21 protein-coding genes and 1 pseudogene are annotated in these 24730 nt (G+C 74.0%); 11 read left to right on the top strand and 11 right to left on the bottom strand.

Annotation, left to right across the window (positions count from 1 at the left end):
* Positions 1 to 30: 30 nt before the first annotated feature.
* Positions 31 to 618 (top strand): TetR-like C-terminal domain-containing protein, encoded by a 588-nt coding sequence (locus tag ACVW07_RS12915; protein ID WP_456819636.1) that lies wholly within the window; start codon positions 31 to 33, stop codon positions 616 to 618.
* Between the two features lie 75 nt (positions 619 to 693).
* Here ACVW07_RS12915 and ACVW07_RS12910 read toward each other — a convergent pair whose 3' ends face one another.
* Both ACVW07_RS12910 and ACVW07_RS12905 read right to left on the bottom strand, forming a co-directional pair.
* Positions 694 to 1464: an SDR family NAD(P)-dependent oxidoreductase gene (locus ACVW07_RS12910; protein ID WP_456819635.1), complete on the bottom strand. Its 771-nt coding sequence runs from the start codon at positions 1462 to 1464 to the stop codon at positions 694 to 696.
* A 115-nt stretch (positions 1465 to 1579) separates the two neighbouring features.
* Positions 1580 to 2515: a glycoside hydrolase family 43 protein gene (locus ACVW07_RS12905; RefSeq protein WP_456819634.1), complete on the bottom strand. Its 936-nt coding sequence runs from the start codon at positions 2513 to 2515 to the stop codon at positions 1580 to 1582.
* Positions 2516 to 2763: 248 nt separating this feature from the next.
* Here ACVW07_RS12905 and ACVW07_RS12900 point away from each other — a divergent pair, with 248 nt between their 5' ends.
* From ACVW07_RS12900 to ACVW07_RS12890, 3 genes are all read left to right on the top strand, one after another.
* The gene (locus ACVW07_RS12900) at positions 2764 to 3570 is read left to right on the top strand and encodes an exodeoxyribonuclease III (RefSeq protein ID WP_456819633.1); all 807 of its coding nucleotides are present in this window, start codon (positions 2764 to 2766) and stop codon (positions 3568 to 3570) included.
* A 67-nt stretch (positions 3571 to 3637) separates the two neighbouring features.
* The gene (locus ACVW07_RS12895) at positions 3638 to 4819 is read left to right on the top strand and encodes a DUF4190 domain-containing protein (protein ID WP_456819632.1); all 1182 of its coding nucleotides are present in this window, start codon (positions 3638 to 3640) and stop codon (positions 4817 to 4819) included.
* A 95-nt stretch (positions 4820 to 4914) separates the two neighbouring features.
* The gene (locus ACVW07_RS12890; protein ID WP_456819631.1) at positions 4915 to 5502 is read left to right on the top strand and encodes a DUF4190 domain-containing protein; all 588 of its coding nucleotides are present in this window, start codon (positions 4915 to 4917) and stop codon (positions 5500 to 5502) included.
* Between the two features lie 13 nt (positions 5503 to 5515).
* Here ACVW07_RS12890 and ACVW07_RS12885 read toward each other — a convergent pair whose 3' ends face one another.
* The gene (locus ACVW07_RS12885) at positions 5516 to 6034 is read right to left on the bottom strand and encodes a UdgX family uracil-DNA binding protein (RefSeq protein ID WP_456819630.1); all 519 of its coding nucleotides are present in this window, start codon (positions 6032 to 6034) and stop codon (positions 5516 to 5518) included.
* A 286-nt stretch (positions 6035 to 6320) separates the two neighbouring features.
* Positions 6321 to 8937, bottom strand: a pseudogene (gene clpB, locus ACVW07_RS12880) (ATP-dependent chaperone ClpB).
* A 193-nt stretch (positions 8938 to 9130) separates the two neighbouring features.
* Between clpB and ACVW07_RS12875 the strand changes: the two are divergent.
* Entirely contained in the window at positions 9131 to 9784 is a 654-nt protein-coding gene (locus tag ACVW07_RS12875; RefSeq protein ID WP_456819629.1) for a histidine phosphatase family protein, read from the top strand.
* Positions 9785 to 9877: 93 nt separating this feature from the next.
* On the opposite strand, the gene ACVW07_RS12870 is transcribed toward ACVW07_RS12875, so the two are convergent.
* On the bottom strand, positions 9878 to 10918 hold the full coding sequence (locus ACVW07_RS12870; RefSeq protein WP_456819628.1) for a serine/threonine protein phosphatase: 1041 nt from the start codon (positions 10916 to 10918) through the stop codon (positions 9878 to 9880).
* Between the two features lie 88 nt (positions 10919 to 11006).
* On the opposite strand from ACVW07_RS12870, the gene ACVW07_RS12865 reads away from it, so the two are divergent.
* Positions 11007 to 12014, top strand: coding sequence for an alpha/beta hydrolase (locus ACVW07_RS12865; protein WP_456819627.1), 1008 nt, complete (start codon positions 11007 to 11009; stop codon positions 12012 to 12014).
* Here the strand turns inward: ACVW07_RS12865 and ACVW07_RS12860 are convergent.
* The 3 genes from ACVW07_RS12860 to ACVW07_RS12850 form a co-directional block, all read right to left on the bottom strand.
* Positions 11909 to 13435, bottom strand: coding sequence for an ion channel protein (locus ACVW07_RS12860; protein ID WP_456819626.1), 1527 nt, complete (start codon positions 13433 to 13435; stop codon positions 11909 to 11911). The two genes, ACVW07_RS12865 and ACVW07_RS12860, sit on opposite strands and share 106 nt — an antisense overlap.
* 77 nt (positions 13436 to 13512) lie before the next feature.
* Positions 13513 to 14538, bottom strand: coding sequence for a cation diffusion facilitator family transporter (locus ACVW07_RS12855; protein WP_456819625.1), 1026 nt, complete (start codon positions 14536 to 14538; stop codon positions 13513 to 13515).
* A gap of 48 nt (positions 14539 to 14586) precedes the next feature.
* A complete protein-coding gene (locus ACVW07_RS12850; protein ID WP_456819624.1) occupies positions 14587 to 15228 on the bottom strand; it encodes a hypothetical protein in 642 nt (213 codons plus the stop codon).
* A gap of 105 nt (positions 15229 to 15333) precedes the next feature.
* Between ACVW07_RS12850 and ACVW07_RS12845 the strand changes: the two genes are divergently transcribed.
* The 4 genes from ACVW07_RS12845 (at position 15334) to ACVW07_RS12830 (ending at position 18815) form a co-directional block, all read left to right on the top strand.
* On the top strand, positions 15334 to 16137 hold the full coding sequence (locus ACVW07_RS12845) for a VOC family protein (protein ID WP_456819623.1): 804 nt from the start codon (positions 15334 to 15336) through the stop codon (positions 16135 to 16137).
* Positions 16138 to 16243: 106 nt separating this feature from the next.
* Positions 16244 to 16984 carry a tRNA (guanosine(46)-N7)-methyltransferase TrmB gene (gene trmB, locus ACVW07_RS12840; RefSeq protein WP_456819622.1) on the top strand — a complete coding sequence of 247 codons (741 nt, stop codon included), beginning with the start codon at positions 16244 to 16246 and terminating at the stop codon, positions 16982 to 16984.
* On the top strand, positions 16981 to 17889 hold the full coding sequence (locus ACVW07_RS12835; protein ID WP_456819621.1) for a LysR substrate-binding domain-containing protein: 909 nt from the start codon (positions 16981 to 16983) through the stop codon (positions 17887 to 17889). The genes trmB and ACVW07_RS12835 overlap by 4 nt, the downstream gene beginning before the upstream one ends.
* Complete coding sequence (locus tag ACVW07_RS12830) at positions 17886 to 18815, top strand: YhjD/YihY/BrkB family envelope integrity protein (RefSeq protein WP_456819620.1); 930 nt, start codon at positions 17886 to 17888, stop codon at positions 18813 to 18815. The genes ACVW07_RS12835 and ACVW07_RS12830 overlap by 4 nt, the downstream gene beginning before the upstream one ends.
* Positions 18816 to 18868: 53 nt before the next feature.
* Here ACVW07_RS12830 and ACVW07_RS12825 read toward each other — a convergent pair whose 3' ends face one another.
* Complete coding sequence (locus ACVW07_RS12825; protein WP_456819619.1) at positions 18869 to 19267, bottom strand: DUF5997 family protein; 399 nt, start codon at positions 19265 to 19267, stop codon at positions 18869 to 18871.
* 68 nt (positions 19268 to 19335) lie between these two features.
* Positions 19336 to 21807 carry a glycogen/starch/alpha-glucan phosphorylase gene (locus ACVW07_RS12820; protein ID WP_456819618.1) on the bottom strand — a complete coding sequence of 824 codons (2472 nt, stop codon included), beginning with the start codon at positions 21805 to 21807 and terminating at the stop codon, positions 19336 to 19338.
* A gap of 130 nt (positions 21808 to 21937) precedes the next feature.
* On the opposite strand from ACVW07_RS12820, the gene ACVW07_RS12815 reads away from it, so the two are divergent.
* The gene (locus ACVW07_RS12815; RefSeq protein ID WP_456819617.1) at positions 21938 to 22606 is read left to right on the top strand and encodes a uridine kinase; all 669 of its coding nucleotides are present in this window, start codon (positions 21938 to 21940) and stop codon (positions 22604 to 22606) included.
* 34 nt (positions 22607 to 22640) lie between these two features.
* Here ACVW07_RS12815 and ACVW07_RS12810 read toward each other — a convergent pair whose 3' ends face one another.
* Positions 22641 to 24317, bottom strand: a complete 1677-nt coding sequence (locus ACVW07_RS12810; RefSeq protein WP_456819616.1) for an MFS transporter — start codon at positions 24315 to 24317, stop codon at positions 22641 to 22643.
* Positions 24318 to 24730 lie beyond the last annotated feature (413 nt).

The following is a 24730-nucleotide window of genomic DNA, read 5'->3' as shown; positions in this document are numbered from 1 at the left end:
GTTGGAGAACTCGCGTGCCATCATGGCCCGGTGCCCCAGGACGACGCCCGCCTCGACCCGCGGGTCCAGCGCACGCGCACCCTCCTGCAGGACGCGTTGCTCGCCCTCGCGCGGGAGCGGCCGCTCGACGAGATCGCGGTCGCCGACGTCGCCGACCGCGCCACCGTGAACCGGAGCACCTTCTACCAGCACTATCCCGACACCGACACGCTGCTCGCCGACGCCCTCGACGCCCGCGCAGCCGCCGCCGGCGCCGACCTGTCCAGCATCCACCCGGACGCGGGCGCGGCGCCTCCGGAGGTGCTCGTCCGCTACGCGGAGCACGTCGCCGAGCACGCGGAGCTCTACCGCAGTGCCCTCGGCGAGCACGGTTCACCCGTCGCCGTCACCCGTCTGCGCCGGCGCATCGGCCAGATCTCGCTCGAAGGGCTGCGCATGCACGGCACGCCCGCCGCCCTCGCCGAGCTCCCGCCGGAGGTCGCCGCCGCCGCCTTCGCCGGGTCCGTCATCGGGGTGCTGGTCGCGTGGCTCGACCAGGAACCGCTCCCCCGCGCCCACGACGCGGCGTCGTGGGCGTGGGCCGCCGTCCGCGGCTGGCCTGCGGTCGAGCGGGCCTGACGCGCCGACCTGCCGGAGCCCTCTCCTGGCACGTGCCCGGACAGCGACCGTGACGTGTCGAGCGCACTCGAGACGTCAGGAGAACCAGGCGCCGCCGTTCACGTCGAGCACGGTCCCGGTGATGAACGCGGCACCGTCGGAGACCAGGTACAGGACGGCGCTCGCGACGTCGTCGGGCACCCCCGCCCGGTTCAGCGCCGACGCCGCGATCGCGCCCTTCTGCGCCGGCTCCGGCGTGTGCTGCGTGTGGAACGGCGTCGCCGTGACGAACCCCGGAGCGACCGCGTTCACGGTGATGCGACGGGAACCGAGCTCGCGGGCCAGGGCGCGGGTGAAGCCCTCGACCCCGGCCTTCGCCGTGGTGTAGGCCACCATCCCGGTCCCACCGCCGCTGCGCGCCGCCTGGGCACCGACCGTCACGATGCGCCCTCCGTCAGGCATCACGGTGAGCGCCGCGCGGCTCGCGTAGAACGCGGACGACAGGTTGAGGTCGAGGACGTGGTGCCAGTGCGCGTCGTCCAGGGCCGCCACGCTGCGGCGCTCGACGATGCCACCGACGTTGTTCACCAGGATGTCGATGCCGCCGCCGAGTGCCGCCGCGGCGTCGGTCACGGCCTTGTCGACGTCCCAGCTGCGTCGCGCGTCGAGCTGGAAGGCGGCCGCGATCCGACCCTCCTCCTCGATCTCGGCCAGCACGGTCGTCGGCTCGTGCGAGAGGTACGTGACCGCGACGTCGGCGCCGGCACCGGCCAGGGCGACGGCCACAGCCCTCCCGATGCCCGACGCGCCGCCGGTCACGAGCGCGCGGCGACCCTTGAGGTCCTCGTTCACGTCCACCTCTCTCACGCGCCCGGACCGGGGTCGTTCCCGCACCGTGTGAGCCGGACCGTACTGGACGGGAACGTTGCCCTCAACACCCGACTCGTCCGGTTCGTCCGAACGGGTATCCCCCGAGCCGTCGCTACGGCGTGACCGTGGTGATGCTGCCGTCCGGCCCGAGCTCGAGGCGGGCCATCCGCACGTCGCGGAGGTTGTCGCGGGCCGACCGGGCCGCCGAGTGGTAGAGCAGGTAGTGCTCACCGTCCCAGTCGACGATCGAGCCGTGCGTGGTCCAGCCCTCGACGGGGTCCAGCACGGTGCCCCGGTAGGTGAACGGGCCGTACGGCGAGCTGCCCGTCGCGTACGCGAGCCGGTGCGTGTCCCCCGTCGAGTACATGAAGACGTACGTGCCGCCGAAGGCCGACATCCAGGACGCCTCGAAGAACCGGCGCGGGTCACCCTGCGTCAGGCGGGAGCCGTCCTCGTCGAGCAGGACGACCTCACGCGTCGGCTCCGCGAGCTGCAGCATGTCGTCGGAGAGCCGGGCGACGCGCGGGCCGAGCGCCGGCTCGTCGTCCGCCGGGTACTCGTCGCGGCCGGTGTAGGTGTCGCCGTCGTACCTCTGGAGCTGGCCACCCGCCAGGCCGCCGGTGTAGAGGTACGAGGCGCCGTCGGCGTCCGTGAACACCGCCGGGTCGATGCTGGGGGCGCCGGTGATCGGCTCAGGCTCGGCGACGAACGGGCCCGCAGGGTCCTTCGACGTCGCGACCCCGATGCGGAACACCCCGTCGGGCGTCCTCGCCGGGAAGTACAGGTAGTAGGTGTCGCCACGGCGCGCGGCGTCGGGCGCCCACATCTGCTTCTGGGCCCACGGCACGTCCGCGATGTCGAGCGCGACCCCGTGGTCCGTGACAGGACCGCCGAACCGGTCCATGGACAGGACGTGGTAGTCGCGCATGTCGTACTGGCTGCCGTCGTCGTCCGCCGGGACGTCCGTCGGCACGTCGTGCGACGGGTACACGTAGAGCGTCCCGTCCCACACGTGCCCCGAGGGGTCCGCCGTGAAGATGCCGTCCACGAGCGGGTCGCCCGGCTGCCCGCTGACGCCCCCGGTGGGCTCCGGGACGGGCTCGGCCCTGGCAACCGACGAGCACTGTCATCATGGCCGCCCCGGCGACGACCTGGGCGGCACGGCTCCGCTGCGGCACGTAGCTCCTCGGTTCTCGTCCGGAACGCGGCAAAGGCCGCAGACCGGTCTGGCTGTTCGCCGGAGCGTACCCGGTGCGGTGCGGGTCGTGTCGGCGTGCGCCGGTACCCTCCACGTCCATGCGCCTCGCGACCTGGAACATCAACTCGATCCGTGCCCGCACTGACCGGGCCGTCGCCTTCCTCGAGCGCACCGGCGTCGACGTCCTTGCGCTGCAGGAAACCAAGTGCAAGGACGAGCAGTTCCCGCGTGAGGCGTTCGAGGCCCTCGGTTACCAGGTGGCGACCAGCGGGTTCAGCCAGTGGAACGGTGTCGCGATCGTGTCCCGGGTCGGCATCGAGGACGTGGAGACCGGCTTCCCCGGGATGCCGACGTGGGGCGACCCGGCTGCGGCCGAGGCCCGGGCGATCGGCGCGACGTGCGGGGGCGTCCGGGTCTGGAGCCTCTACGTGCCGAACGGCCGTGAGGTCGACGACCCGCACTACGCCTACAAGCTCGACTGGCTCGCACGGCTGCGGGACGCCGCCCGGGGCTGGCTCGACGCCGACCCGCAGGCGCAGGTCGCGCTCGTCGGCGACTGGAACATCGCCCCCGTGGACACCGACGTGTGGGACATGGCGCACTTCGCCGGACGCACCCACGTCACCCCTGCCGAGCGGGAGGCGTTCGCCGCGCTCGCCGGTGCCGGGTACACCGAGGTCTCCCGCGTCCACCTGCCCGCCGAGCACACCTACACGTACTGGGACTACCAGCAGCTGCGCTTCCCCCGGAACGAGGGCATGCGCATCGACCTCACCTACGCCTCGCCGGCGCTCGCGTCCCGGGTCTCCGGGGTGACGGTGGAGCGCAACGAGCGCAAGGGCAAGGCGCCGTCCGACCACGTGCCGGTCGTCCTCGAGCTGGCCGATCCGCATCATCCCGCATGACCGGTCGGTCGGGTGAGATGCCGGACCGGACCGGCTCGACGACCGGACGTTCCGCTAGGTTGCCGCCATGAGCAACACGTCCGGGGGTCCCACCCCGGAGCCCAACCCGTACGCCGCACCCGACGACCGCGCAGAGGCCGGCCCGAGCCCGGACCCGGCCTCCGGTGCGAGCCCGGTCCCGCCCTACGGGTCCACGCCCGCACCGCCCTACGGAGCGGCGCCGTCAGCGCCCTACGGTTCCGTGCCCGCACCGCCTTACGGGTCCACGCCGACCTACGGGTCCGCACCGGCCTACGGGTCCGCACCGACCTACGGGTCCGCACCGGCCTACGGATCCACGCCGACCTACGGGTCCACGCCCGTACCGCCGGGGTCCGCCCCCGCGTACGGGCCCGGGCCGTCGTACGGCGCGTCCACGCCGTACGGGTCGCCGGCGGCCCCGTACAACCCCGCAGGGCCGGGTTACGGGTCCGCGCACGGCTACCCCGGACATCCCGGGGCCCCGCACCCGTACGGAGCGGCGCCGTCGCCCACCACGGACGGTCTCGCGGTCGCGTCGCTCGTGACGAGCATCGCAGGCCTGGCCGTCTTCGTGGGCGTGCCGTGCCCCGTCGGCCTCGGGCTCGGCATCGCGGCGCTCCGCCGGATCAAGCGCACCGGTGCCGGGGGGCGTGGCGTCGCCGTCGCCGGGGTGGTGATCGGGGCGATCGGCACGCTCGCGCTGGTGGCCTTCGTCGCCATCGGCCTCTGGTTGCTCCACATGTACCAGACCGACAGCGAGTTCCGGGACGCCTGGGACGAGGAGTACGCAGGCGAGACCGGCGGGACGTTCGACGACGGCACCGTCGAGGACTCCTACTTCTCGCTCCGGACGGACCTCGCGGCCGGGACCTGCATCGAGGCCTACCCGTCGGAGCCGGACATGAGCGACGCCGTGGTCGTCGAGTGCGCGGTCGCCCACGACACGGAGGTCGTCGGCACCGTGCCCCTCGACGTACCCGTCACCAGCGACCCGGACGACGAGGAGTACGGCGCCGCCGTGGACCGCTGCTACACGCAGATCGAGGACGCCGCACCGGGCCTGCTCGACGTCGACGGCTTCGCGGACGTCTACACCCCCCACCCCGACGACTTCGCCCAGCCCGGCGGTGACGCGGCGTGGTGCGTGTTCGTGTCCGACGGCGAGAACCTCACGGGCTCGATCGCGGCCGGCGACCTGAACGTCGACGGGCAGGTGACGGCGTCCTGAGCACGCCACCGCCGACCGCCGGACCCACCGGCTACCCCGAGCCGCACTACGCGGCCGGGTGGCAGCCCGCACCCGCCGCCCTCGAGCCCACCGCGGTGCTCTCGCTCGTGGCCGGCGTGGTGCTCCTCGGCCCGGTGGCCCTCGTCCTCGGCATCGTGGCCCTGCGTCGCACCGCCGTCCGAGGCACGCGGGGCCGGGGCCTCGCGATCGCCGGCGTGGTGCTCGGGGTGGTCGGCACCGTCGCGCTCGCCGCCGGCGTCACCGTGGCCGTCCTGACCGCGTCCCAGCAGCGGCCCCTGCCGGCCGACGTCGCCGAGGCGCGCACCGCCCACGTCGCGCAGCTCGTCACGGGAAGCTGCCTGGACGCCCTGCCGTCCGGCGAGTCCGTCGAGTCAGTCCGGGTGGTGCCCTGCGCAGAGCCGCACGCCGCCCAGGTCGTCACGGACTACGAGTTCGCCTCCGACGCCGTCTGGCCCGGCCAGGACGCGGCCGACGCGCGGGTGGCCCGCGCGTGCGTGCTCGACGCGGACGAGGTGGCCGAGGGGGTTCGCGCGGTCTCGTGGGCGCCGACCGAGAGCGGCTGGCGGCGCGGCGACCGGCAGGGTCTGTGCCTGGCGGTGCTCGACGACGGTCAGGTCTCCGGCTCGTTCCTCGACGGATCGGCGACGGTCACAGCCCCCTGAGCCGGCCCGCACGTCAGCGCCGAGCGGCCGACCAGGCAGTCCGGAGGTCGCCGGTCAGGGCGGTCAGCGCCGCCGCACGGTCCGCGGAGTCGCGCAGCCGGAGGATCGAGGACGGGTGCGCGGTGACGACGGTCCGCACCGCGACGTCGCCGTCGGGCTCCAGGACCTGGCCCCGCACCGCGGAGATCGTCACGTCCCGCCCGAGCACCGCCCGGGCGGCCGTGGCGCCGAGTGCGACCACGACGTGCGGGTGCACGGCCGACAGCTCCGCCGCCAGCCACGGCAGGCACGCCCGGATGTGGGCCACCGTCGGGGTCTTGTGCAGCCGTCGCGGGCCGCGCTGCTCGAACCGGAAGTGCTTCACGGCGTTGGTCAGGTAGACGGCGTCCCGGTCCACGCCCGCCGCGTCGAGGGCCTCGTCGAGCACGCGGCCGGCCGGCCCGACGAAGGGCTCGCCCGCGCGGTCCTCGCGGTCGCCGGGCTGCTCGCCCACCAGCACCATCGCGGCGTCGCCGGGGCCGGACGAGAACACGACCTGCGTGGCGGGTGCCCACAGCTCGCAGCCGCGGGCATGCGGGCGCCGCGTCGGCGAGGGTGTCCACGTCGGCGTCAGGGGGCACCCACCGCTGGGCGCCTGGTCGGTCGTCAGCCACGGTCCAGGATCCCGCGGCGGGCCCCCGGCCGCAGGTCGGCATCAGACGCTGTCCGGCCTCACGCGCTCGTCCGGCATCAGGCGCTCGTCCGGCGTCAGGGCCCGTCCGGCGTCAGGCGCCCGTCCGGTCTCAGGCGCCCGTCCGGCCTCGGGCGCCCGTCCGCCCTCAGGCGTGGGCCGGGGCCGTGGCGTGGGAGGAGACCGTCAGGGTGTCGCCCTCGCGGTCGACGACCACCGTCTGGCCGTCCTTGACGTCCCCGGACAGCACGCCGCGCGCCAGCCGGTCGCCGATCTCCCGCTGCACGAGGCGCCGCAACGGCCGCGCGCCGTAGGCCGGGTCGTAGCCCTCGAGGGCGAGCCACTCGCGCGCGGCCGGCGACACGTCGAGGGTGAGCCGCCGGTCGGCGAGCCGCCGGCCCGAGGGCGTCCACCTGCAGGTCGACGATCTGCCCGATCTCCTCGAGCGACAGCGGGTCGAAGATCACCACGTCGTCGAGGCGGTTGAGGAACTCCGGCTTGAACGACGAACGGACGGCAGCCATCACGGCGTCGCGCTTCGCCTCGTCGGACAGGATCGGGTCGACGAGGTACTGGGAGCCGAGGTTCGACGTGAGCACGAGGATGACGTTCCGGAAGTCGACCGTCCGCCCCTGACCGTCGGTGAGCCGGCCGTCGTCGAGCACCTGCAGCAGCACGTCGAACACCTCGGGGTGGGCCTTCTCGACCTCGTCGAGCAGCACCACGGAGTACGGCCGCCGCCGCACCGCCTCGGTGAGCTGGCCGCCCTCCTCGTACCCGACGTACCCCGGAGGGGCACCGACGAGACGGGCCACGGAGTGCTTCTCCGAGTACTCGGACATGTCGATGCGGACCATGGCGCGCTCGTCGTCGAACAGGAAGTCCGCGAGCGCCTTGGCGAGCTCGGTCTTGCCGACGCCGGTGGGCCCGAGGAACAGGAACGAGCCGGTGGGGCGGTCGGGGTCGGAGATGCCGGCGCGGGCGCGACGGACCGCGTCGGACACCGCAGTCACGGCACGGGACTGGCCGATCAGCCGGGCACCGATGACCTCCTCCATGCGCAGGAGCTTGGCGGTCTCGCCCTCGAGCAGGCGGCCGGCCGGGATCCCCGTCCACTGCGCGACGACCTCGGCGACCTCGTCGGGCCCGACCTTCTCGGCGATCATCGGGGGCCCCTGCGGGGCTGTGTCCTCGTCGGACTCCTCGGACGCCTCGGCGTCGGCGATCTGCTGCTGGAGCGCCGGGATCTCGCCGTACTGGATGCGCGCGGCGGCGGACAGGTCACCCTCGCGCAGGAGCCGCTCGGCGTCGGAGCGCAGCTGGTCGAGGCGGGCCTTGAGGTCGCCGACGAGGTTGTGGCCGGCCTTCTCCTTCTCCCACCGGGCCGTGAGCGACGAGAGCTCCTCGCGGCGGTCGGCCAGGTCCTTGCGGAGGCGCTCCAGACGCTCGCGGGACCCGGGGTCGTCGGACTCGGAGAGGACGACCTCCTCCATCTCCAGGCGTGTGACGGCGCGGCGCAGGGCGTCGATCTCGATCGGCGACGAGTCGAGCTCCATGCGCAGCCGGGACGCGGCCTCGTCGACCAGGTCGATGGCCTTGTCAGGCAGCTGCCGGCCGGTGATGTACCGGTCGGAGAGGGTCGCGGCGGCGACGAGTGCGGAGTCGGCGATCGTCACCTTGTGGTGCGCCTCGTACCGCTCCTTGAGCCCGCGCAGGATCGCGACGGTGTCCTCGACGGTCGGCTCCCCGACGAACACCTGCTGGAACCGGCGCTCGAGCGCGGGGTCCTTCTCGATGCGCTCGCGGTACTCGTCGAGCGTGGTGGCGCCGACGAGGCGCAGCTCGCCGCGGGCCAGCATCGGCTTGAGCATGTTGCCGGCGTCCATGGCGCCCTCGGCGCCGCCGCCCGCGCCGACGACGGTGTGCAGCTCGTCGATGAACGTGACGACCTCGCCCTCGGCGCCGGTGATCTCGGCGAGCACGGCCTTGAGGCGCTCCTCGAACTCGCCGCGGTACTTGGCGCCCGCGACCATCGCCGGCAGGTCGAGCGCGACGAGCCGCTTGCCCCGCAGGGACTCCGGGACGTCGCCGGCGACGATCCGCTGGGCGAGGCCTTCGACGACGGCCGTCTTGCCGACGCCGGGCTCGCCGATGAGCACGGGGTTGTTCTTGGTGCGCCGGGACAGCACCTGGATCACCCGCCGGATCTCGGCGTCGCGGCCGATCACCGGGTCGAGCTTGCCGTCGCGGGCGCGCTGCGTGAGGTCCATGCCGTACTGCTCGAGCGCCTTGAACGTGCCCTCGGGGTTCGGGCTCGTCACCCGGGTGTTCCCGCGGACGGCCGGCAGCGCGGCGGACAGGGCATCGCGCGACGCACCCGCGGCGCGGAGGGCGTCGGCGACCCCGGACTGGCCCGTGGCGAGGCCGAGCAGCAGGTGCTCGGTGGACACGTAGTCGTCGCCCAGGGCACGGGCCTCGGACGACGCGGCCTCCAGGGCGGCGGCCGTCGCACGCGACGCGACGGGCTGCGCGACGGTGCTGCCGGACGACGAGGGGAGGCCGACGAGCGTGGACCGGACGGACCGGCCGAGCGCGGCACGGTCGGCACCGACTGCGTCGAGGAGCGCGTTCGCGACGCCGCCCTGCTGCTGGAGCAGCGCGTTGAGCACGTGCGCGGGCTCGAGCTGCGGGTTGCCGGCTGCGGACGCCTGCTGGACGGCGTCCCCCAGGGCCTCCTGCGAGCGGGTGGTGAACTTGGCGTCCACATGACCTCCTGAGTGGGGGTGGATGGTTCTGCACGTCCCAACGACGACCGAACTTGAGTCTATTCCGCTCAACTTCGCACGCCACCCGCACGAGCGGACCGGGAAACGTTGCCGCCCCGACACGCGCGCGCCTTCTGTTCGACACACGGCGTCCCTAGCGTCGTCGCTCCCAGCGAGAGAGAGCAGGGCACCGATGACCCTCACGATGACGCTCGTCCGCCACGGCCGCACCCAGTTCAACGTCCGCCGCATCCTGCAGGGACGGTGCGACTCACCGCTCACCCGCGACGGTCGCGCCGGCGTCCGCCAGACCGCGCGACACCTGGCCGCCACACCGTTCACGGCCGCCTGGTGCTCCCCCTCCGGGCGCGCCGTGGCCACCGCCCGGGAGCTGCTCCGCCACCACCCCGAGGTACGGCTCCGCACCGATCCTGGGCTGCTCGAGCTCGACTTCGGCGTCTACGACCAGCGACCCGAGAGCGTCCTCGACGCGGTCGTCGCCTGGCCCGACCTCGTCACCGAGGTGCTCGCCGGCCGTCACCCCGGTCTGCCGGGCGGCGAGCCCGCCGCCGAGTTCATGGGGCGGACGCGGGAGGTGTTCGCCCGGATCGCGGAGCAGCAGGACGGGGACGTCCTCGTCGTCGGGCACGGCCTGGCGCTCGGTGCCTACCTCGCGACGGTCGACGACGTCGGTCTCGTGCCGCTGCCGAACGCGTCGGTCTCGACGGTCGTCGTCGGGACCGACGGCTCCCCGCGCATCACGAGCGTCGGCGTGGACGTCGCCGGCCAGGGGCACGTCGCCGCACGCCCGATGCGCACGCCCACCCCGATCACGTCCGTGGCCTGACGCGCCGTCCCTGACACCCGAGGCCGGCCGCCTGCCCGCGCGCCCCGCCGTCGGCCTGGCACGACGCCGCAGGATCTCCGCGCCCGGCGGCGGCTAGCCCGCCCGCGACTCGTCGACCGGAGCGGAGTACTGGGCGTGGATGTCGCCGTCGACCAGGCGCCAGCAGAAGTCGTTCATCCGGGCCGCAGCAGCGGCGTGCCGGGCGAGGACACCGGCCACGGCCGCGGGAACGTCGGGCGGGATGTCCCCGCTCGCGCATCGCCGCACGTACGCGTTGCGTGCGACAGGGCCACCGGTGGGCGGCATCGGCACCCCGCACACCGTGGTGACCAGCCAGTTCACCAGGCGCATCGCCGCATAGTCGGCGTCGTGGTCGACGTTCCGCGCGACGAAGTCGCGCTCGGCGTCGGACAGCTCGAAGCGTGGCGACGTGGCCAGCCCGAAGTCGACGAGGTAGATCCGGTCGTGGTCGGCACGCAGGTTGGCGAAGTGCCCGTCCATGTGCAGCAGCTGGCGGCTGCGCAGGAACCCGACGACCTCGAAGAGCTGCCGCTCGAGCGTCTCGGCGCCGCCGACCGGGTCGTCCAACCGCGTGAGCAGCGGGTCGGCGACGTGCTCGGAGAACAGCACGAGGCTGGAGGCGGCACCGGCCAGCTCCTCGAACCGTGCCCGGACCGCGGGGTCGCCCCCGAACTGCGCGACCACCGCCTCGACGTCGTCGTGCTCGGCCGCGACCGGTGGACGACCGGGGAGCACCCGCCAGTGGTGCAGCAGGGCGAACGACTCCGTCTCACCGCCCAGGACCCCCTCGGTGACGGTGACGTTGGCGGCCAGCTCGCGCCACGCACCGAAGCCCGGGCCGGCGAGGCGGTGCATGCCGTACTGGCAGGAGGTCGGCAGCCCGAACAGGTTCGCCGTGCTGTGCGGGTGCGCGAGCTCCCGGTCGGTGATCGGGATCCTCTTGGCGAACACGGGCACCCCGTCGACGTCGAGCACCGACGAGGCGCCCCCCACGCCCACGGCGCCGGCAGGTGCGGCGTGCAGGAGTCCCGCCAGCTCGGCGTCGTCGCGGGCGGCGAGCGAGGCCGAGACCAGGTCGTGCCGGGCGCGCCGGGCGCGTCGGGTGGTGAGCATCGCTCCATCCTGCCCGCCGCGCCGACGCACCCGAGCCGGTGCGTCGTTCCTCCAGCCGTCCCCACGTCGCCGTGGCAGGATCGCGCGCATGGTCGACGACGTCACGGACGTGCTCGGTCCCGGCTGGACCGCCCGGACGATCCCCCTCCGCCCGGACACCCGCGGCGACTCCCCGGTCGCGACCCTCGTCCACCGGACCACGGGCACACCGTCGCGCCGCGCCGTGCTCTACGTGCACGGGTTCGTCGACTACTTCTTCCACGCCCACGTCGGCGAGGCGCTCGCCGCGCGCGGCTACGACCTGTACGGCCTCGACCTGCGCGACTACGGCCGCTCCATCCGCGACGGCAGGCCGCCCAACGACACGACCGACCTCGCGACGTACACCGAGGAGATCGACGCCGCCGTCCGGATCGTCCGCGAGGACCACGACGAGCTCGTGCTGCTCGGCCACTCGACCGGCGGGCTGCTCGCGGCGCTCTGGGCGGACGCGCGGCGGGGCCTCGGGCTGATCGACGCGCTCGTGCTGAACAGCCCGTGGCTGGACCTGCGCGGTTCCTGGTTCGAGCGGCAGGTCCTCACGCCCGTGCTCGACGTGGCCGGGCGGGTCGCCCCGAACCTCGTCGTCGCGCACCTCGCCCCCCACTACGGCCGTGCCCTCCACGCCGACACCGGCGGCGAGTGGGCGTACGACCTCACCTGGAAGCCGCACGAGGGGTTCCCCGTCCGGGCCGGGTTCATCCGGACCGTCCGGCGCGGGCAGGCGCGCGTCGGCCGGGGGCTCGCCGTCGACGTGCCGGTCCTGGTGCTCGCGTCGGACGCCTCCGGCCCTGACGACCGGTTCCACGACGGGCTGGTCAGCACCGACTCCGTGCTCGACGTCGCGCAGATGGCCGCCCGGGCGCCGCTGCTGGGGCCCGACGTGACGTTCGTCGAGATCCCCGGCGGTGCCCACGACCTGGCACTGTCACGGTCGCCCGCCCGGGAGCGCTACATCGACGAGGTGCTGCGGTTCCTCGACGCGCGGCTCAGCCCGGCGTCGGGCCCGGCGTCGGACCGGACGCCGGCGGACCGTCCGGAGCCGGCAGCGGGCTGACGGCACCGGTACGGCTGGCTGCCCGCCCGGCGTCCGCGTCCTTCGCGATCAGCTCGGGGACGGTTGGTGACCAGCAGCCACGCCGCGAGCGTCGCGGCAATGAGGGCCGGCAGGAGCGTCAGGTCGGTGACGATCGCGATCGCCATGAAGATGCTGAGCCACCCGCTGCGGGTCACCGCGACGAGGATCCCGGCGGTCGCGGCTCCGACGGCGAGGGCCGGTGAGACCGACGGCCACGCGGTGCTGACGGCGAAGCCGAGCGCCACCCCGACGAGCGCCACCGGGAAGATGCGCCCGCCGCGGAAGGCCGTCGAGCTCGCGACGAGCATCGCGAGCAGCTTGACGAGCGCGAGGGCGAGGAACCCGAGGGCCGTGGTGGTGCCGACCCGCTCGGGGAGCTCCCGCATCTGGTCGAGCCCCTTGAACAGGGTGATCGGGCCGCCGACCACGCCCAGCAGCCCCAGGAGCAGGCCGCCGACGGTGAGCAGCAGCACGGGGTGCCCGATCCGGTGGAACAGCCGGTGCATCGGGTCGAACACGGAGGCGGCGGCGACGCCCAGCGCGGCGGCGCCGAGCCCGACGACGACCGCCACCCCGAGGTCGCGGACGCCGTGCGCGTCGTACGCCGGCAGGTCCACCGAGAGGCTCAGGTCGGCGAGCTGGGCAGCCGTCAGGGCGCCCGCCGTGGCCGCGACCAGCGGGGCGAACAGGCGGTCCCACAGGGGGACCCGACGGTCGCCGGGGTTCAGCTCGGAGAACATGAGCGCCGCCGCGACGGGCGTGCCGAACATCGCCCCGATGGTCCCCGCCGTCGACACCGAGAGCCACACCGGCACGCCGACGCGGGGCAGGAACCGGGCGCCCCCCGCGACGACGAGGGCCGCGTTGATCGCCATGATCGGGTTCTCCGGGCCGAGGCTCACGCCGCCGGCGAGCGTCAGCACGAGCGCGACCGCCAGCCCGGGCAGCACGCGCATACCGAGCGGCGTCGACACGAGCTCGGTCGTCGCGGGGTCGGGGCCGGCGTGCCCCGGGGAGTACCGGACGACGAGGCCGACGGCCAGACCGGTCGCGGTGAGGACTGCGACGATCCACCACCCGGAGCCGGGGTCGACGCCGACCGCGTCGGCCAGCGGACCCCACAGCCACCGCTCGACCAGCGCGGCGAGCTCGCTGAGGGCGACGAGGGTGAGCGCGCAGCCGACGCCGACCAGGAGCGCCGGGACGGTGAGCCGCAGGAGCTGGCCCACGGGCACGCGGAACGGCGTCGCCTCCGCGTCGACCCACGCGTCCACCCGCGCGTCCGCCTCCGCGTCGATCCCCGCGCCCATTCCCGCGCCCATCTCCGCGCCCGGCGCCGCGGGACCCGTGACCGGCGCCGCGGTCGGCTCGTCGGCGGGTCCCGCCGTCGGCTCGGCCATGGTCCTCCTTCGTCGGGACCGCTCCAGCGTGGCCGCTCGGTGCTCGGCCGCACCTCACCCGCGGGTGATGAACCGGGTCAGACGTCCCCGGCCGGGTCGAGCGACGGCTCCTGCGGCTCGGACAGCGACAGCACCGCGGCGACGATGCCGGGCTGGGCCGAGATGCGCCGCTCGAGCGTGGCCAGGAGGTGCGACGCCTCGCTCTCGCCGGGGTCGCCCGCCAGGTCCACGGCCCCGATGAGGAAGAGCTGCTGAGCGCCCATGTACTGCAGGTGCAGCTGCGTGACGCGGGCGATCTCCGGTTGGTCGACCAGTGCGGCGATCGCCGCCCGCCGCAGCGGCTCGTCGGCGGCCTGCCCGACGAGGAACCGCCGGTTGCGGTCGATGAGCACCACGGCGACGACACCGAGGAGGACCCCCACGAGGATCGACCCGATCGCGTCCGGCACCGCGGACCCGGTCGCCTGGTGCAGCCCGATGCCGACGGCGGCGATGACGATGCCGACGAGCGCCGCGGCGTCCTCGAAGAACACGGCCCGCACGGTGGGGTCGGAGGTGGCCAGGATGTGCGCCAGGACGTCCTGCTCGCGTCGGGCCGCGGACCCCTTGGCCTGCCGGGACGCCTGGACGAACGACGCGCCCTCCAGGACGAACGACACCGCCAGCACCGCGTACGCGATCCCGAAGTCGGTCGCCGGTTCCGGGTGCACGAGCTCCTGGACCCCGTGCGTGATCGAGACCCCGGCACCGATCGCGAACAGCCCGATCGCCGCGAACAGCGACCACACGTACACCTCGCGGCCGTACCCGAACGGATGGGACCGGTCGGCGGGGCGCGCGGCCTTGCGCTGGGCGACCAGCAGGAACACCTCGTTGCCGGTGTCCGCCCAGGAGTGCGCCGCCTCCGCGAGCATCGACGCCGCGCCCGTCATCACCGCGGCCGCGGTCTTCGCGACGGCGATCAGCAGGTTGGCACCGAAGGCGACGACGACGGTGAGTGCGCTCTCGCCGCCAGTCTCCTGCGCCTGCTCGGCGGCCCCGTCCGGCAGCACGGCGAGCACCGGCTCGTGGCGCTCCCGCGCTCCCGTCCGCTCCTCACCCATGCACACGTGGGTAGCACAGGGCCGGTGGGCACGCGCGCCGGCCGGACGTCAGGGCGCCGGGTCGAACACGCCCCCCATCTCGAAGTCCAGCCGCCGGTCCAGCACCGCCCGGTGACCGTCGCCGAACGTCACGCGGCACAGGCACACCGCGGGGCCGTAGGCGTGGGTGCGCATGCCGATCTGCGCACCGGGGCGGATCGGCACGTCGAACACCCGCCCCCACTTCGCGCCGAGGTCGAACTCGGCCCGCACGACGTCGGACAGGTCCTCCGGGAGACCGTGCCGACCCCGCTGGTGGCCGACGAGGTACACGTACACCTCGAACTTCTGCCCCGGCGCGGTGGACGGCGTGATGACGTGCGCGAGGAACACGCGGCGGGTGCCCTCCAGCAGCGCCTCGCGGTCCCCCGACGGCCAGCCGTGGGGCTCACCAGGCTCGTCGGAGGGACCCTGCGGCGCGGGCGGCGCCTGCGGCCCCGGCTTCTCGGGTGCGACGGCCGGCAGCTCGCCGTGCTGCTGCTCGATCCGGGCGGAGAACCCCGCGGCGCTGACCTCCACGTCGGCCCCCTCGGCGATGCGTGCGCGCACCGCCTCGACGACCTGCCGCAGCTGCCCCCGGAACGCGATCACGAGCCCGACGAGGACCACGGGCCACACCAGCGTCTGCAGCAGCGGGATCCACTCCTCCATCGCTGCAGCGTGGCACCGCACGACGGTCGGCCACCAGTGGCCCGTGCCCCCGGCGCGGGTGTGTGATGGGGCCGTCCGCAGGTCACCGGTGGCAAGGAGGCCGTCATGTCCACGCACCGCGCCGCCTTCCCGCCGGGCACACCCGCGTGGGCGGACATCACCGTCCCCGACGTCGACCGGGCGCAGGCGTTCTACGGGCCGCTGCTCGGCTGGGAGTTCGAGGTCGGCGGCCCGGCGACGGGCGGCTACGTGCAGGCGACGCTCGTCGGGCGCCGGGTCGCGGGTCTGGCGGAGCCCATGGGCGAGGACCCCGCGCCGGCGGCGGCGTGGTGCGTGTACCTGGCGACGCGGACCGACGACGTCCACGCGACGACCGCTGCGGTGACCGAGGCGGGCGGACAGGCGCTCGTGGGGGCGATGCCGATCCTCGACATGGGTGTCATGGGGATCTACGTGGACCCGACGGGAGCGGTGTTCGGTGCGTGGCAGTCGGCCACGCACACCGGGTGGGACGCGGTCGACGAGCCCGGCTCCGTGGTCTGGTCCGAGGTGATGACGCACGACCACGCGGTGGCGCTGGCGTTCTACCGGCAGGTGTACGGCTGGGGCGTCGACGACATGTCGGGCCCCGGCTTCACGTACGCGACGGTCGCCGTGGACGGCCAGACGGTCGCCGGGGTCGGCCAGTACGGCAGCCAGGCAGGTCCGGACGCGCCGTCGGCGTGGACGCTGTACTTCGGGGTCGACGACGCGGACGACGCGGTCGCGCGGGCTGCGCAGCTCGGCGGGACGGTGGTGAGCCCGCCGACGGACACGCCCTACGGGCGGATGGCGCTGGTGCAGGGCCCGTTCGGCGAGGTGTTCGCGCTGATGGGGCCCGACGTCGGGCAGGCGATGGCACAGGGCTGACCTCCGGCCGCCGCACGACCCTGCCCGCCGCCGCACGACCGTGACCACCACCGCCGCCGCGCGGCCGTGGCCGGGCGGGACCGGTGACCTCCGTAGGCTGACCGCTGTGACCCTGCCCTCCGACGCCTTCCGGCACGTGGCGTCGCGCCCGCACGAGCCGCTGCGCACGTTCCACCCGCGCCGCGCCCCGCTGGGCCCGGGCCGTGAGGACGCGCTGGCCCGGCTGTGGCCGCGGTACGGGATCTCGGTGCACGACGCGGACGGCTCGATGCCCCGGACGCCGGACGGGATGCTCGACGTGCGCGCCCTGTTCGGCCGGGAGGCGCCCCTCGTGCTCGAGATCGGGTCGGGGATGGGCGAGACGACGGCGGCGATGGCTGCGGCCGACCCCGACCGGGACTACCTGGCGCTGGAGGCGCACCTGCCGGGCGTCGCACACCTGCTCGGCCTCGTCGAGGAGCACGGCCTGTCGAACGTCCGGGTCGGGCACGGCGACGCGCTGGACCTGGCCCGCCGCGCGCTGCCCGAGGGGTCGCTCGACGCGGTGCACGTGTTCTTCCCGGACCCGTGGCCGAAGGCCCGGCACCACAAGCGGCGGCTCGTGCAGCCCGCGCACGTCGCTCTCCTGCGGAGCCGCCTGCGGGTCGGCGGCACGCTGCACTGCGCGACCGACTGGGTCCCGTACGCCGCCCAGATGCTCGAGGTGCTCACGGCCGACCCCGGCCTGGCGAACACCGCCGACGGCTTCGCGCCTCGGCCCGCGCACCGGCCCGTGACCAAGTTCGAGCAGCGGGGACTCGACCTGGGCCACGAGGTGCGCGACGTGGTGATGGAGAGGGTCCGATGAGCGAGGACGCGACGACGGACGGGACAGCGGACGCGACGACGGACCGGGCGACGGACGGGACCACGGACGCGACGGCGGACCGGACGACGGACCGGATGGGCGACCAGCCCGGCGGCGACGGCGCGACGGCCGCGCCGGACGCCTCCGGCGGGTTCCGGGTGCTCATCGTCCCCGGGGTGAACCCGGACCGGTGGCTGCGGGTCTGGGAGGAGCGGCTGCCGGACGTCCCGGTCCGCCTGCTGCACGCGGACCCGCCCGAGGCGGTCGCCGCCCTGCGGGAGGGCCGCACGGACGTCGCCCTCGTCCGGCTCCCCGTCGGCCGCGACGGCCTGCACGTGGTCCCCCTCTACACCGAGGCGACCGTCGTGATGGTGCCCAAGGACCACCTGTTCTCGGTGGCCGACCAGGTCACGCCCGACGACCTGGCCGACGAGACGGTGATCCGCCCGGACGACGACCTCGTCGGCTGGACGGACGCGCCCGGCACCCCGTTCGCCGGCGGTGCGGTACCGACCACCACCGACGCCGTCGACCTCGTCGCCGCGGGGGTCGGCGTGCTGCTGCTCCCCCAGTCGGTCGCGCGCCTGCACCAGCGTCGCGGGCTCACGGCCCGGCCCGTCGTGGACGCCCCGGGGTCGCAGATCGGGCTGGCGTGGCTCGTCGACGCGGAGGACGAGCTCACCGAGGAGTTCATCGGGATCGTGCGTGGCCGGACCGCCGGGTCGTCGCGCGGGCGGGGCGCCCCGCCGGCTCCGGACCCGAAGACGAAGCCGACGAAGAAGCCGGCGTCGTCGCAGCGCGGCGGGTCGACGAGAGGTCAGGGTCCTTCGTCGGGCGCGAAGCGTGCCACGGGCAAGGGCGCGAGCCCGGCCCGCGGTGCCCGCAAGCCGCGCCGCGGCCGGTGACCACGCCACCGGACACTGCCGAACCCGTCGAGCCGACGAGGCCGCGTCCAGAGGACGCCGAGCCGACGCGCGCCCGCCGCCTGGCCGCCGAGCTCGCCGGACGGCTCCGGGGCACGGCCGCGTGGCGGCTCGGGACCACGTTCCTGGCCGGGTTCGTGCGGATCGAGCCGTTCGACCGGGCCATGACGCTCGCCGCGCAGGCGTTCACGTCGATCGTCCCGGTGCTCATCGTCACCGCCGCGTTCGGCCCGTCCCACCGGGGTCCCGGCGTCGCGCTCGCGGACGCGATCGGCCTGCCGCAGTCCACCCGGGACGAGCTGGCGACGAGCGTGCCCCCCGATGCGGCCGTCGCCAGCAGCATCGGCCTGCTCGGCGTGCTCGTCGCCCTCATCACGGCGACCGCCTACTCGCGGGCGCTGGAGCGCATGTACGCGAAGATCTGGGACGTCGGGCGTCCGGGCCTGCGGACCGCGTGGCGGTGGCTCGCCACCGTCGGCGCCGTGGTGGTCGCGGTCGCCGTCCTCCGGATCACCCGGCAGGTCACCGCCGGGGCGACCTGGTCGCAGCTCGCGCAGCTCGCGGTCGAGGTGGTGGTGTGGAGCGCCGTCTGGACCTTCGTCCCGTGGGTGCTTCTTCAGCATCGGGTGCCCGCCCGGACGCTCGTGGGCGGCGGCCTCGTGTCTGCGATCGCGCTCGCGGTCCTCGATGCCGTCGGCAACGTCTACCTGCCGCTGGCGCTCGAGGCGGGCGCTCGGCAGTACGGCGTGCTGGGTCTGACGTTCGCGTACATCGGGTGGCTGTTCGCCCTGTCGTTCGCGATCGTGGTCGCCGCGGTCGCCGGGCGCGCGTGCGCGGTGGACGACGGACGGCTCGGGCGGCTGTTCCGCGGGGAGCCGCTGTCCGACTGGCACGACGCGACGGACTGAGGGCGGCACCGGCCGGCCGTCGGACGGTCACGGCCGCCTGCCCGCCTGCCAGGTCAGGCCCGCTCGGCCTCGGCGCGGCGGTCCGCCTCCTTCGAGCGCTGGATGCGCTCCTCGCGACGGACCTCCTCGGCGGTGGCCCGCTCGCGGACCAGCCACTCGGGCGGGTCGGCGACGAGGTCGGCGATCTGCTCGGTGGTGAGCGGCTCCGTGACGCCGGCCCGGGCGAGGCCGCTGATCGACACGCGCAGGCGCCCGGCGACCACGTTGCGCGGGTGCGGCCCGTCCCGGCGCAGGTCCACCAGCCACTGCGGGGGGTTGCGCTGCAGCTCGGCGAGATCGTCCCGCGTCACGGTGCCCTGCTGGAACTCCTCAGGGGTCGCCGGCAGGTACACGTCGAGCTTGGCGGCCGCCGTGGACGGCTTCATCTCCTGGGACTTCTTGGGCGGGGTCACCGGACAAGGGTAACGAGCGCGCCTGCGGCCCGGCCCCACCGCGGGGGCCGGGCCGCAGGTCGCGACGCTCAGGCGTTCGGGTCGACGGGGTGGGTGCCCCAGATGCGGTCGATGTAGTCGCGCATGCTGCGGTCGGAGGAGAAGAACCCCGACCGGGCCACGTTGAGCACCGCGGAGCGGGTCCACGCCTCGGTGTCGGCGTACGCGGCGTCGACCCGGTCCTGCGCGTCGAGGTAGGCCTGGAAGTCGGCGAGCACCAGGAACCGGTCCTCCTGGAGCAGGTTGGCGACGATCGGCTCGAACGCCTGCCGGTCCCCGCCGGAGAACCTCCCCGACGCGATGAGGTCCAGGGCGTGCCGCAGCGTCTTGTTCGACTCGTAGTAGGCCGTCGGGTGGTAGCCCGCGTCGACGACCTCCGTCACCTCGGGCTCGGTGAGCCCGAACAGGAAGAAGTTGTCGTCGCCGACGAGCTGGCGGATCTCGACGTTCGCGCCGTCGTCGGTACCGATGGTGAGGGCACCGTTGAGCGCGAACTTCATGTTGCCCGTGCCGGACGCCTCCTTGCCGGCGAGCGAGATCTGCTCGGACAGGTCGGCCGCCGGGATGAGGGTCTCCGCGAGCGTCACGTTGTAGTTGGCGGGGAACGCGATGCTCAGGCGGCCCTTGATCGCCGGGTCGGAGTTGATGGTCCGGCCGACCGCGTTGATGAGCCCGATGGTCTGCTTCGCCATCCGGTAGCCGGGCGCCGCCTTCGCGCCGAAGGCGAACGTCCGCGGCGTGACCTTGTCGACGTCGAGCTCCCCCGACGTGATGCGCTCGTACAGCGACACCACGTGCAGGAGCTTGAGCGTCTGGCGCTTGTACTCGTGCAGGCGCTTGACCATGACGTCGAGCATCGTGTCCGGGTCGAGCTCGATGCCGTCCCGCTCCCGCAGCACTCCCACGAGGCGGTGCTTGTTGTTCGTCTTGATCTCGCGGAACAGCCGCCGGAACTCCGCGTCCTCCGCGAGCGGCTCGAGCTCCCGGAGCCGTTCCAGGTCGGTGACCCAGCCGTCGCCGATCGCCCCGGTGATCAGCCCCGACAGGCCGGGGTTGGCGAGCCGGACGAACCGGCGGGGCGTGACGCCGTTCGTCACGTTGGTGAACTTCTCCGGGAAGTAGTCGGAGAAGTCGGCCAGCACCTTGTCGCGCAGCAGCTGCGAGTGCAGAGCCGCGACCCCGTTGACCTTGGTGCCCGCGACCGTCGCGAGGAACGCCATCCGCACCGACCGCTCCGGGTGCTCCGCGATGATCGACATCCGCCGGACCCGCAGCTCGTCGTCCGGGTACCGCTCCCGCACGCCCTCGAGGAACTCCTCGTTGATGCGGTAGATGATCTCCAGGTGCCGGGGCAGCAGCCGGCCGAGCAGGTCCGCCGACCACACCTCGAGCGCCTCCGGCAGCAGCGTGTGGCACGTGTACGCGAACACCTGCTGCACGGTGGCCCACGCGTCGTCCCAGTCCCAGCCGCGCTCGTCGACGAGGATCCGCATGAGCTCCGGGATCGCGATGACGGGGTGGGTGTCGTTGAGCTGGAAGATGATGCGGTCCGGCAGCGTGTGCAGGTCGAAGCCGTCGGGCAGCACCTCCTCGAGGAAGTTGTGCAGGGAGCACGCGACGAAGAAGTACTGCTGCTGCAGGCGCAGCTCCTTGCCCTGCGGCGTCGAGTCCTCGGGGTAGAGGACCTTCGAGATGTTCTCCGCGAACGTCTGCGCCCGGACTGCCTCGGCGTAGTCGCCGGCGTTGAAGATCTCGAGGTCGAACGCGCGCGTGGCCTGCGCGCTCCACAGCCGCAGGGTGTTGACGCGGCCGTTCTCGAACCCCGGGACCATGTAGTTGTAGGGGACGCCGAGCACGCTCCAGCCCGGCACCCACCGGGTGCGCTCGACGCCCTCGTCGTCGTACGTCTCGGTGTGCCCGCCGAAGCTGACGGTGACGGCCGCCTCCGGGTGCGGGAACTCCCACGGCGACCCGAGGGCCAGCCAGTTGTCGGGCTTCTCCACCTGCCAGCCGTCGACGAACGTCTGCCGGAAGATGCCGTACTCGTAGCGGATGCCGTACCCGATGCACGGCACGTTCATGGTGGCCAGGGAGTCCACGAAGCACGCCGCGAGCCGCCCGAGCCCGCCGTTGCCCAGCCCCGGCTCCACCTCGGCGTCGCGCAGCGTGGCGAGGTCGATGCCGAGGTTGCCGAGCCCTTCCTCCACCACGTCCTGCAGCCCGGACGCCAGCAGCGCGTTGTCGAGCTGCCTGCCGAGCAGGAACTCGGCCGACAGGTAGGCGACCGACTTCGCCTGCAGCTCGTACTGGTGCCGCAGCGTCTCCAGCCAGCGGACCATGAGGTAGTGCCGCACGGTCCTCGCGAGGGCGAGGTACTGGTCGTTCACGGAGGCGCGGGACAGGTCGACGCCCTGGCCGAAGTTCAGCTCACGCAGGAACTCGCGCGTGAAGCCGTCGACCGTGCGCTCGCGGATGGCGATGGGTTCCGAGTTCTGGGTCACCCGTCGAACGCTAGCCACGACCGGGGGCACCGTGCCAGGCCAGCGAGTCACCGAGTACGTCACCACGTCGCCCGAGGCATCCGTGGAGCTGCCTCGTGCGCTCAGGTCGGCTCACCGGCACACTCGCCGCATGACCCGCGATACCGTCCTCGCCGCCGTCGCCCGCCACCTGGCGGACCGCGACCCCGGGCATCCGCTGCGCGTGGGTGTCGACGGCGTCTGCGGCGCCGGGAAGTCGACGTTCGCCGACGAGCTGGCGCAGCACGTCACCTCCCTCGGGCGGCCGACGGTGCGCCTCGACTCCGACGGCTTCCACCACGTGCGGGCGATCCGGTACCGCCAGGGCAGGGAGTCGGCACGCGGCTACTACGAGGACGCGTACGACTTCGACTCGCTGCGCGACCTGGCGCTGGTGCCCCTCGGACCCGGTGGTTCCGGCCGCTACGCGACGAAGGTCCACGACCTGCGGACCGACGAGGTCGCACCCGACTGGGCCTTGGCGGACCCCACCTCCGTCGTCATCTTCGACGCCACGTTCCTGCAGCGCGACGGGCTCCGCGACCACTGGGACGACGTCGTCTACCTGGACGCCTCGACCGAGCGCGCCCAGGCACGCGGGACCGCACGCGACGCGGCAGCCCTCGGCGGGCCGGACGCGGCGAACGCCGCCTACACGTCCCGGTACATGGCGGCGTGCCGGATCTACCTCGACGAGCAGGACCCGCTGGGCCGCGCGAGCATCGTCGTCGACCACGACGACCCCGCCGCGCCTGGGCTGGTGCGCGGGCTGCGCGACTGACCTCGCCGGCGCACGGCCCTGCACGGTCGGGTCGTCAGGGCCGGGACGCCTCGTCCGGCTCCTGCGTGCGTGCCTCGCCGGGCTGCCGGGTCGGCAGGCTGTCCGACAGGAACAGCGCCGCGAGCGCCACGACGGCCAGCACCGCGAGCGCCGCCCGGAGCGCGTCGAGCCGGGCCGCCGCGTTCTCGTCGACTACCGCCTGCGCCGTCGCCCCCGTCACGCCGACGGTCGCCAGGGCGTCGCCGAGCTGGGCGTCGGAGATGAACGGGACGCCCTCGTCGAGCTGCACCTCGGCCTGCGACGCGAGCGCGTCGGGCACGTCGGGGTTGTCCCGGATGCCGGCGAAGAACGACGTGGCCAGCGCCGACATGAGGACGGTGCCCGCGAGCGCGACCCCGATCGACGCGCCGAGGAACGTCACCGAGTTCTGCAGGCCGCCCACCTCGGCGCTCTGCTCGTCGGGCAGCGCGCTGACCGTGACGCTGCCGAGCTGCGAGGCGAGCGCCCCGATCCCCAGCCCCGCGAGCAGCAGCGGCCACGTGACGACCTCCGGCCCCACCCCGATCTCCAGCGCGGACAGCAGCACCACGATCCCGGTGAACAGCAGCGCGAACCCGAGCCGGACCACCCGCCGGGGCGACGCGTGCGGGAACAGCCGTGGGATCCCGACGGCGGCCGCGAGCAGGGCCAGCGACAGCGGCAGGATGCGCACGCCGGTCGCCACGGCGGACAGTCCGAGGGCGACGGACAGGAACAGCGGGACCACGAAGAACAGGCCGTTCTGCAGCACGTACTGGAAGAAGAACGAGGTCAGGCCGCCACGGAGCTGCACGGACCCGAACATCGCCGGGTCGATGAGCACCGCCCGACCGGCGGCCAGCCGGCGATTCTCCCACCGGAAGAACCCGACGAGCACCAGCCCGCCCGTCAGCAGCATCCACAGCACCGGCGACGCACCCAGCCAGGACGGCGCACCCGGGTTCGGGATGACCAGACCCCACGACCCCGCGCGCATCACGGCGAACACCACGAGGCCGAGGCCCGACGCCGACAGCGCCGTGCCGACGACGTCGAGCCGCACCGACCGGTCGCCGGGGGCGTCCGCGATCCGTCGCGCCATCACCACCATCGCGGCGACGAGCACCGCCTCGCCGGCGAACACCCACCGCCACGACGCGTACGTGGTGAGCAGCCCGCCGATGAGCGGCCCCACCGCCACGGCGCTCGCCCCTGCCGCCGCGACCAGCCCGTAGGCGCGCGGCCGGTCGGCCCGTCCGAAGTTCGACGCCACGAGCGCGACGATCGCCGGCATGATCAGCGCCGCCCCGACCCCTTCGAGGATCGACCAGCCGACCAGGAGCACCGCGAGGTTCGGGGCCAGTGCGGTGGTCAGCGATCCCGTGCCGTAGATCAGCGCCCCGACGGCGAAGGCACGCTTCCGGCCGATGATCTGGCCGATCTTCCCGCCCGTGATCATGAGCGAGGCCATGACCAGCGTGTACAGGGTGATGGCCGTCTGGATGCCCGCGACGGTGGTACCCAGGTCGCTCGCCACGGTCGAGATCGACACGTTCATGACCGAGCTGTCGAGCGCCATGAGGAACTGGCCGGAGGCCAGCGTGAGAAGCACGAGCCCCGGCGACAGCGCGGGCCGGGCGGGCGGTGCGGGCTGGGCGGGCTGGGCGGGCGGTGCGGGCTGCTCGGCGGCCATCGGTCCACGCTCGTCTCTGTGGGGTGGTGCTGACGATCCTGGCGCAGATGGCAGGTGCCGTCACGGCTCGTCCGGTCGGGACACGCACCCGCCCCTCGCGCTGTCGCCCCGCCGGGAGGGCCGAGCACCTCCGGCGGGGCCGAGCACCTCCGGCAGGGCCGAGCACCTCCGGCAGGGCCGAGCACCGCCGGCAGGGCCGAGCACCTCCGGCAGGGCCGCGCCGAGCCGGAATGCGTCAGCCGTTCCTCCGGGATAGCGTCCGTCACACGCTCTGTGTTAGCGGTAACAAAGCATCTTGCTGGTCCCGGGTCCCCCGGCGAGCAGCGACGCCGCTGCCCGCCGACCCGTCGCCCGGCGCACCGCCGCGAGAGGCCCGTCGGTCAGCCGACCAGGAATGGAATGCCTTCATGGTG

Source organism: Cellulomonas sp. URHB0016 (assembly GCF_054057935.1).
The sequence above is the reverse complement of the archived record's forward strand: the minus strand, read 5'-3'. Positions and strand labels throughout refer to the sequence as shown.

Excerpts from the sequence above, each read along its gene's own strand:
- ACVW07_RS12865 (WP_456819627.1), top strand. The coding sequence starts at position 11,007 with ATGGTCGACGACGTCACGGACGTGCTCGGTCCCGGCTGGACCGCCCGG.
- ACVW07_RS12850 (WP_456819624.1), bottom strand. The coding sequence starts at position 15,228 with ATGGAGGAGTGGATCCCGCTGCTGCAGACGCTGGTGTGGCCCGTGGTC.
- ACVW07_RS12870 (WP_456819628.1), bottom strand. The coding sequence starts at position 10,918 with ATGCTCACCACCCGACGCGCCCGGCGCGCCCGGCACGACCTGGTCTCG.
- ACVW07_RS12845 (WP_456819623.1), top strand. The coding sequence starts at position 15,334 with ATGTCCACGCACCGCGCCGCCTTCCCGCCGGGCACACCCGCGTGGGCG.
- ACVW07_RS12815 (WP_456819617.1), top strand. The coding sequence starts at position 21,938 with ATGACCCGCGATACCGTCCTCGCCGCCGTCGCCCGCCACCTGGCGGAC.
- ACVW07_RS12900 (WP_456819633.1), top strand. The coding sequence starts at position 2,764 with ATGCGCCTCGCGACCTGGAACATCAACTCGATCCGTGCCCGCACTGAC.
- ACVW07_RS12895 (WP_456819632.1), top strand. The coding sequence starts at position 3,638 with ATGAGCAACACGTCCGGGGGTCCCACCCCGGAGCCCAACCCGTACGCC.
- ACVW07_RS12835 (WP_456819621.1), top strand. The coding sequence starts at position 16,981 with ATGAGCGAGGACGCGACGACGGACGGGACAGCGGACGCGACGACGGAC.
- ACVW07_RS12875 (WP_456819629.1), top strand. The coding sequence starts at position 9,131 with ATGACCCTCACGATGACGCTCGTCCGCCACGGCCGCACCCAGTTCAAC.
- ACVW07_RS12855 (WP_456819625.1), bottom strand. The coding sequence starts at position 14,538 with ATGGGTGAGGAGCGGACGGGAGCGCGGGAGCGCCACGAGCCGGTGCTC.
- ACVW07_RS12860 (WP_456819626.1), bottom strand. The coding sequence starts at position 13,435 with ATGGCCGAGCCGACGGCGGGACCCGCCGACGAGCCGACCGCGGCGCCG.
- ACVW07_RS12810 (WP_456819616.1), bottom strand. The coding sequence starts at position 24,317 with ATGGCCGCCGAGCAGCCCGCACCGCCCGCCCAGCCCGCCCAGCCCGCA.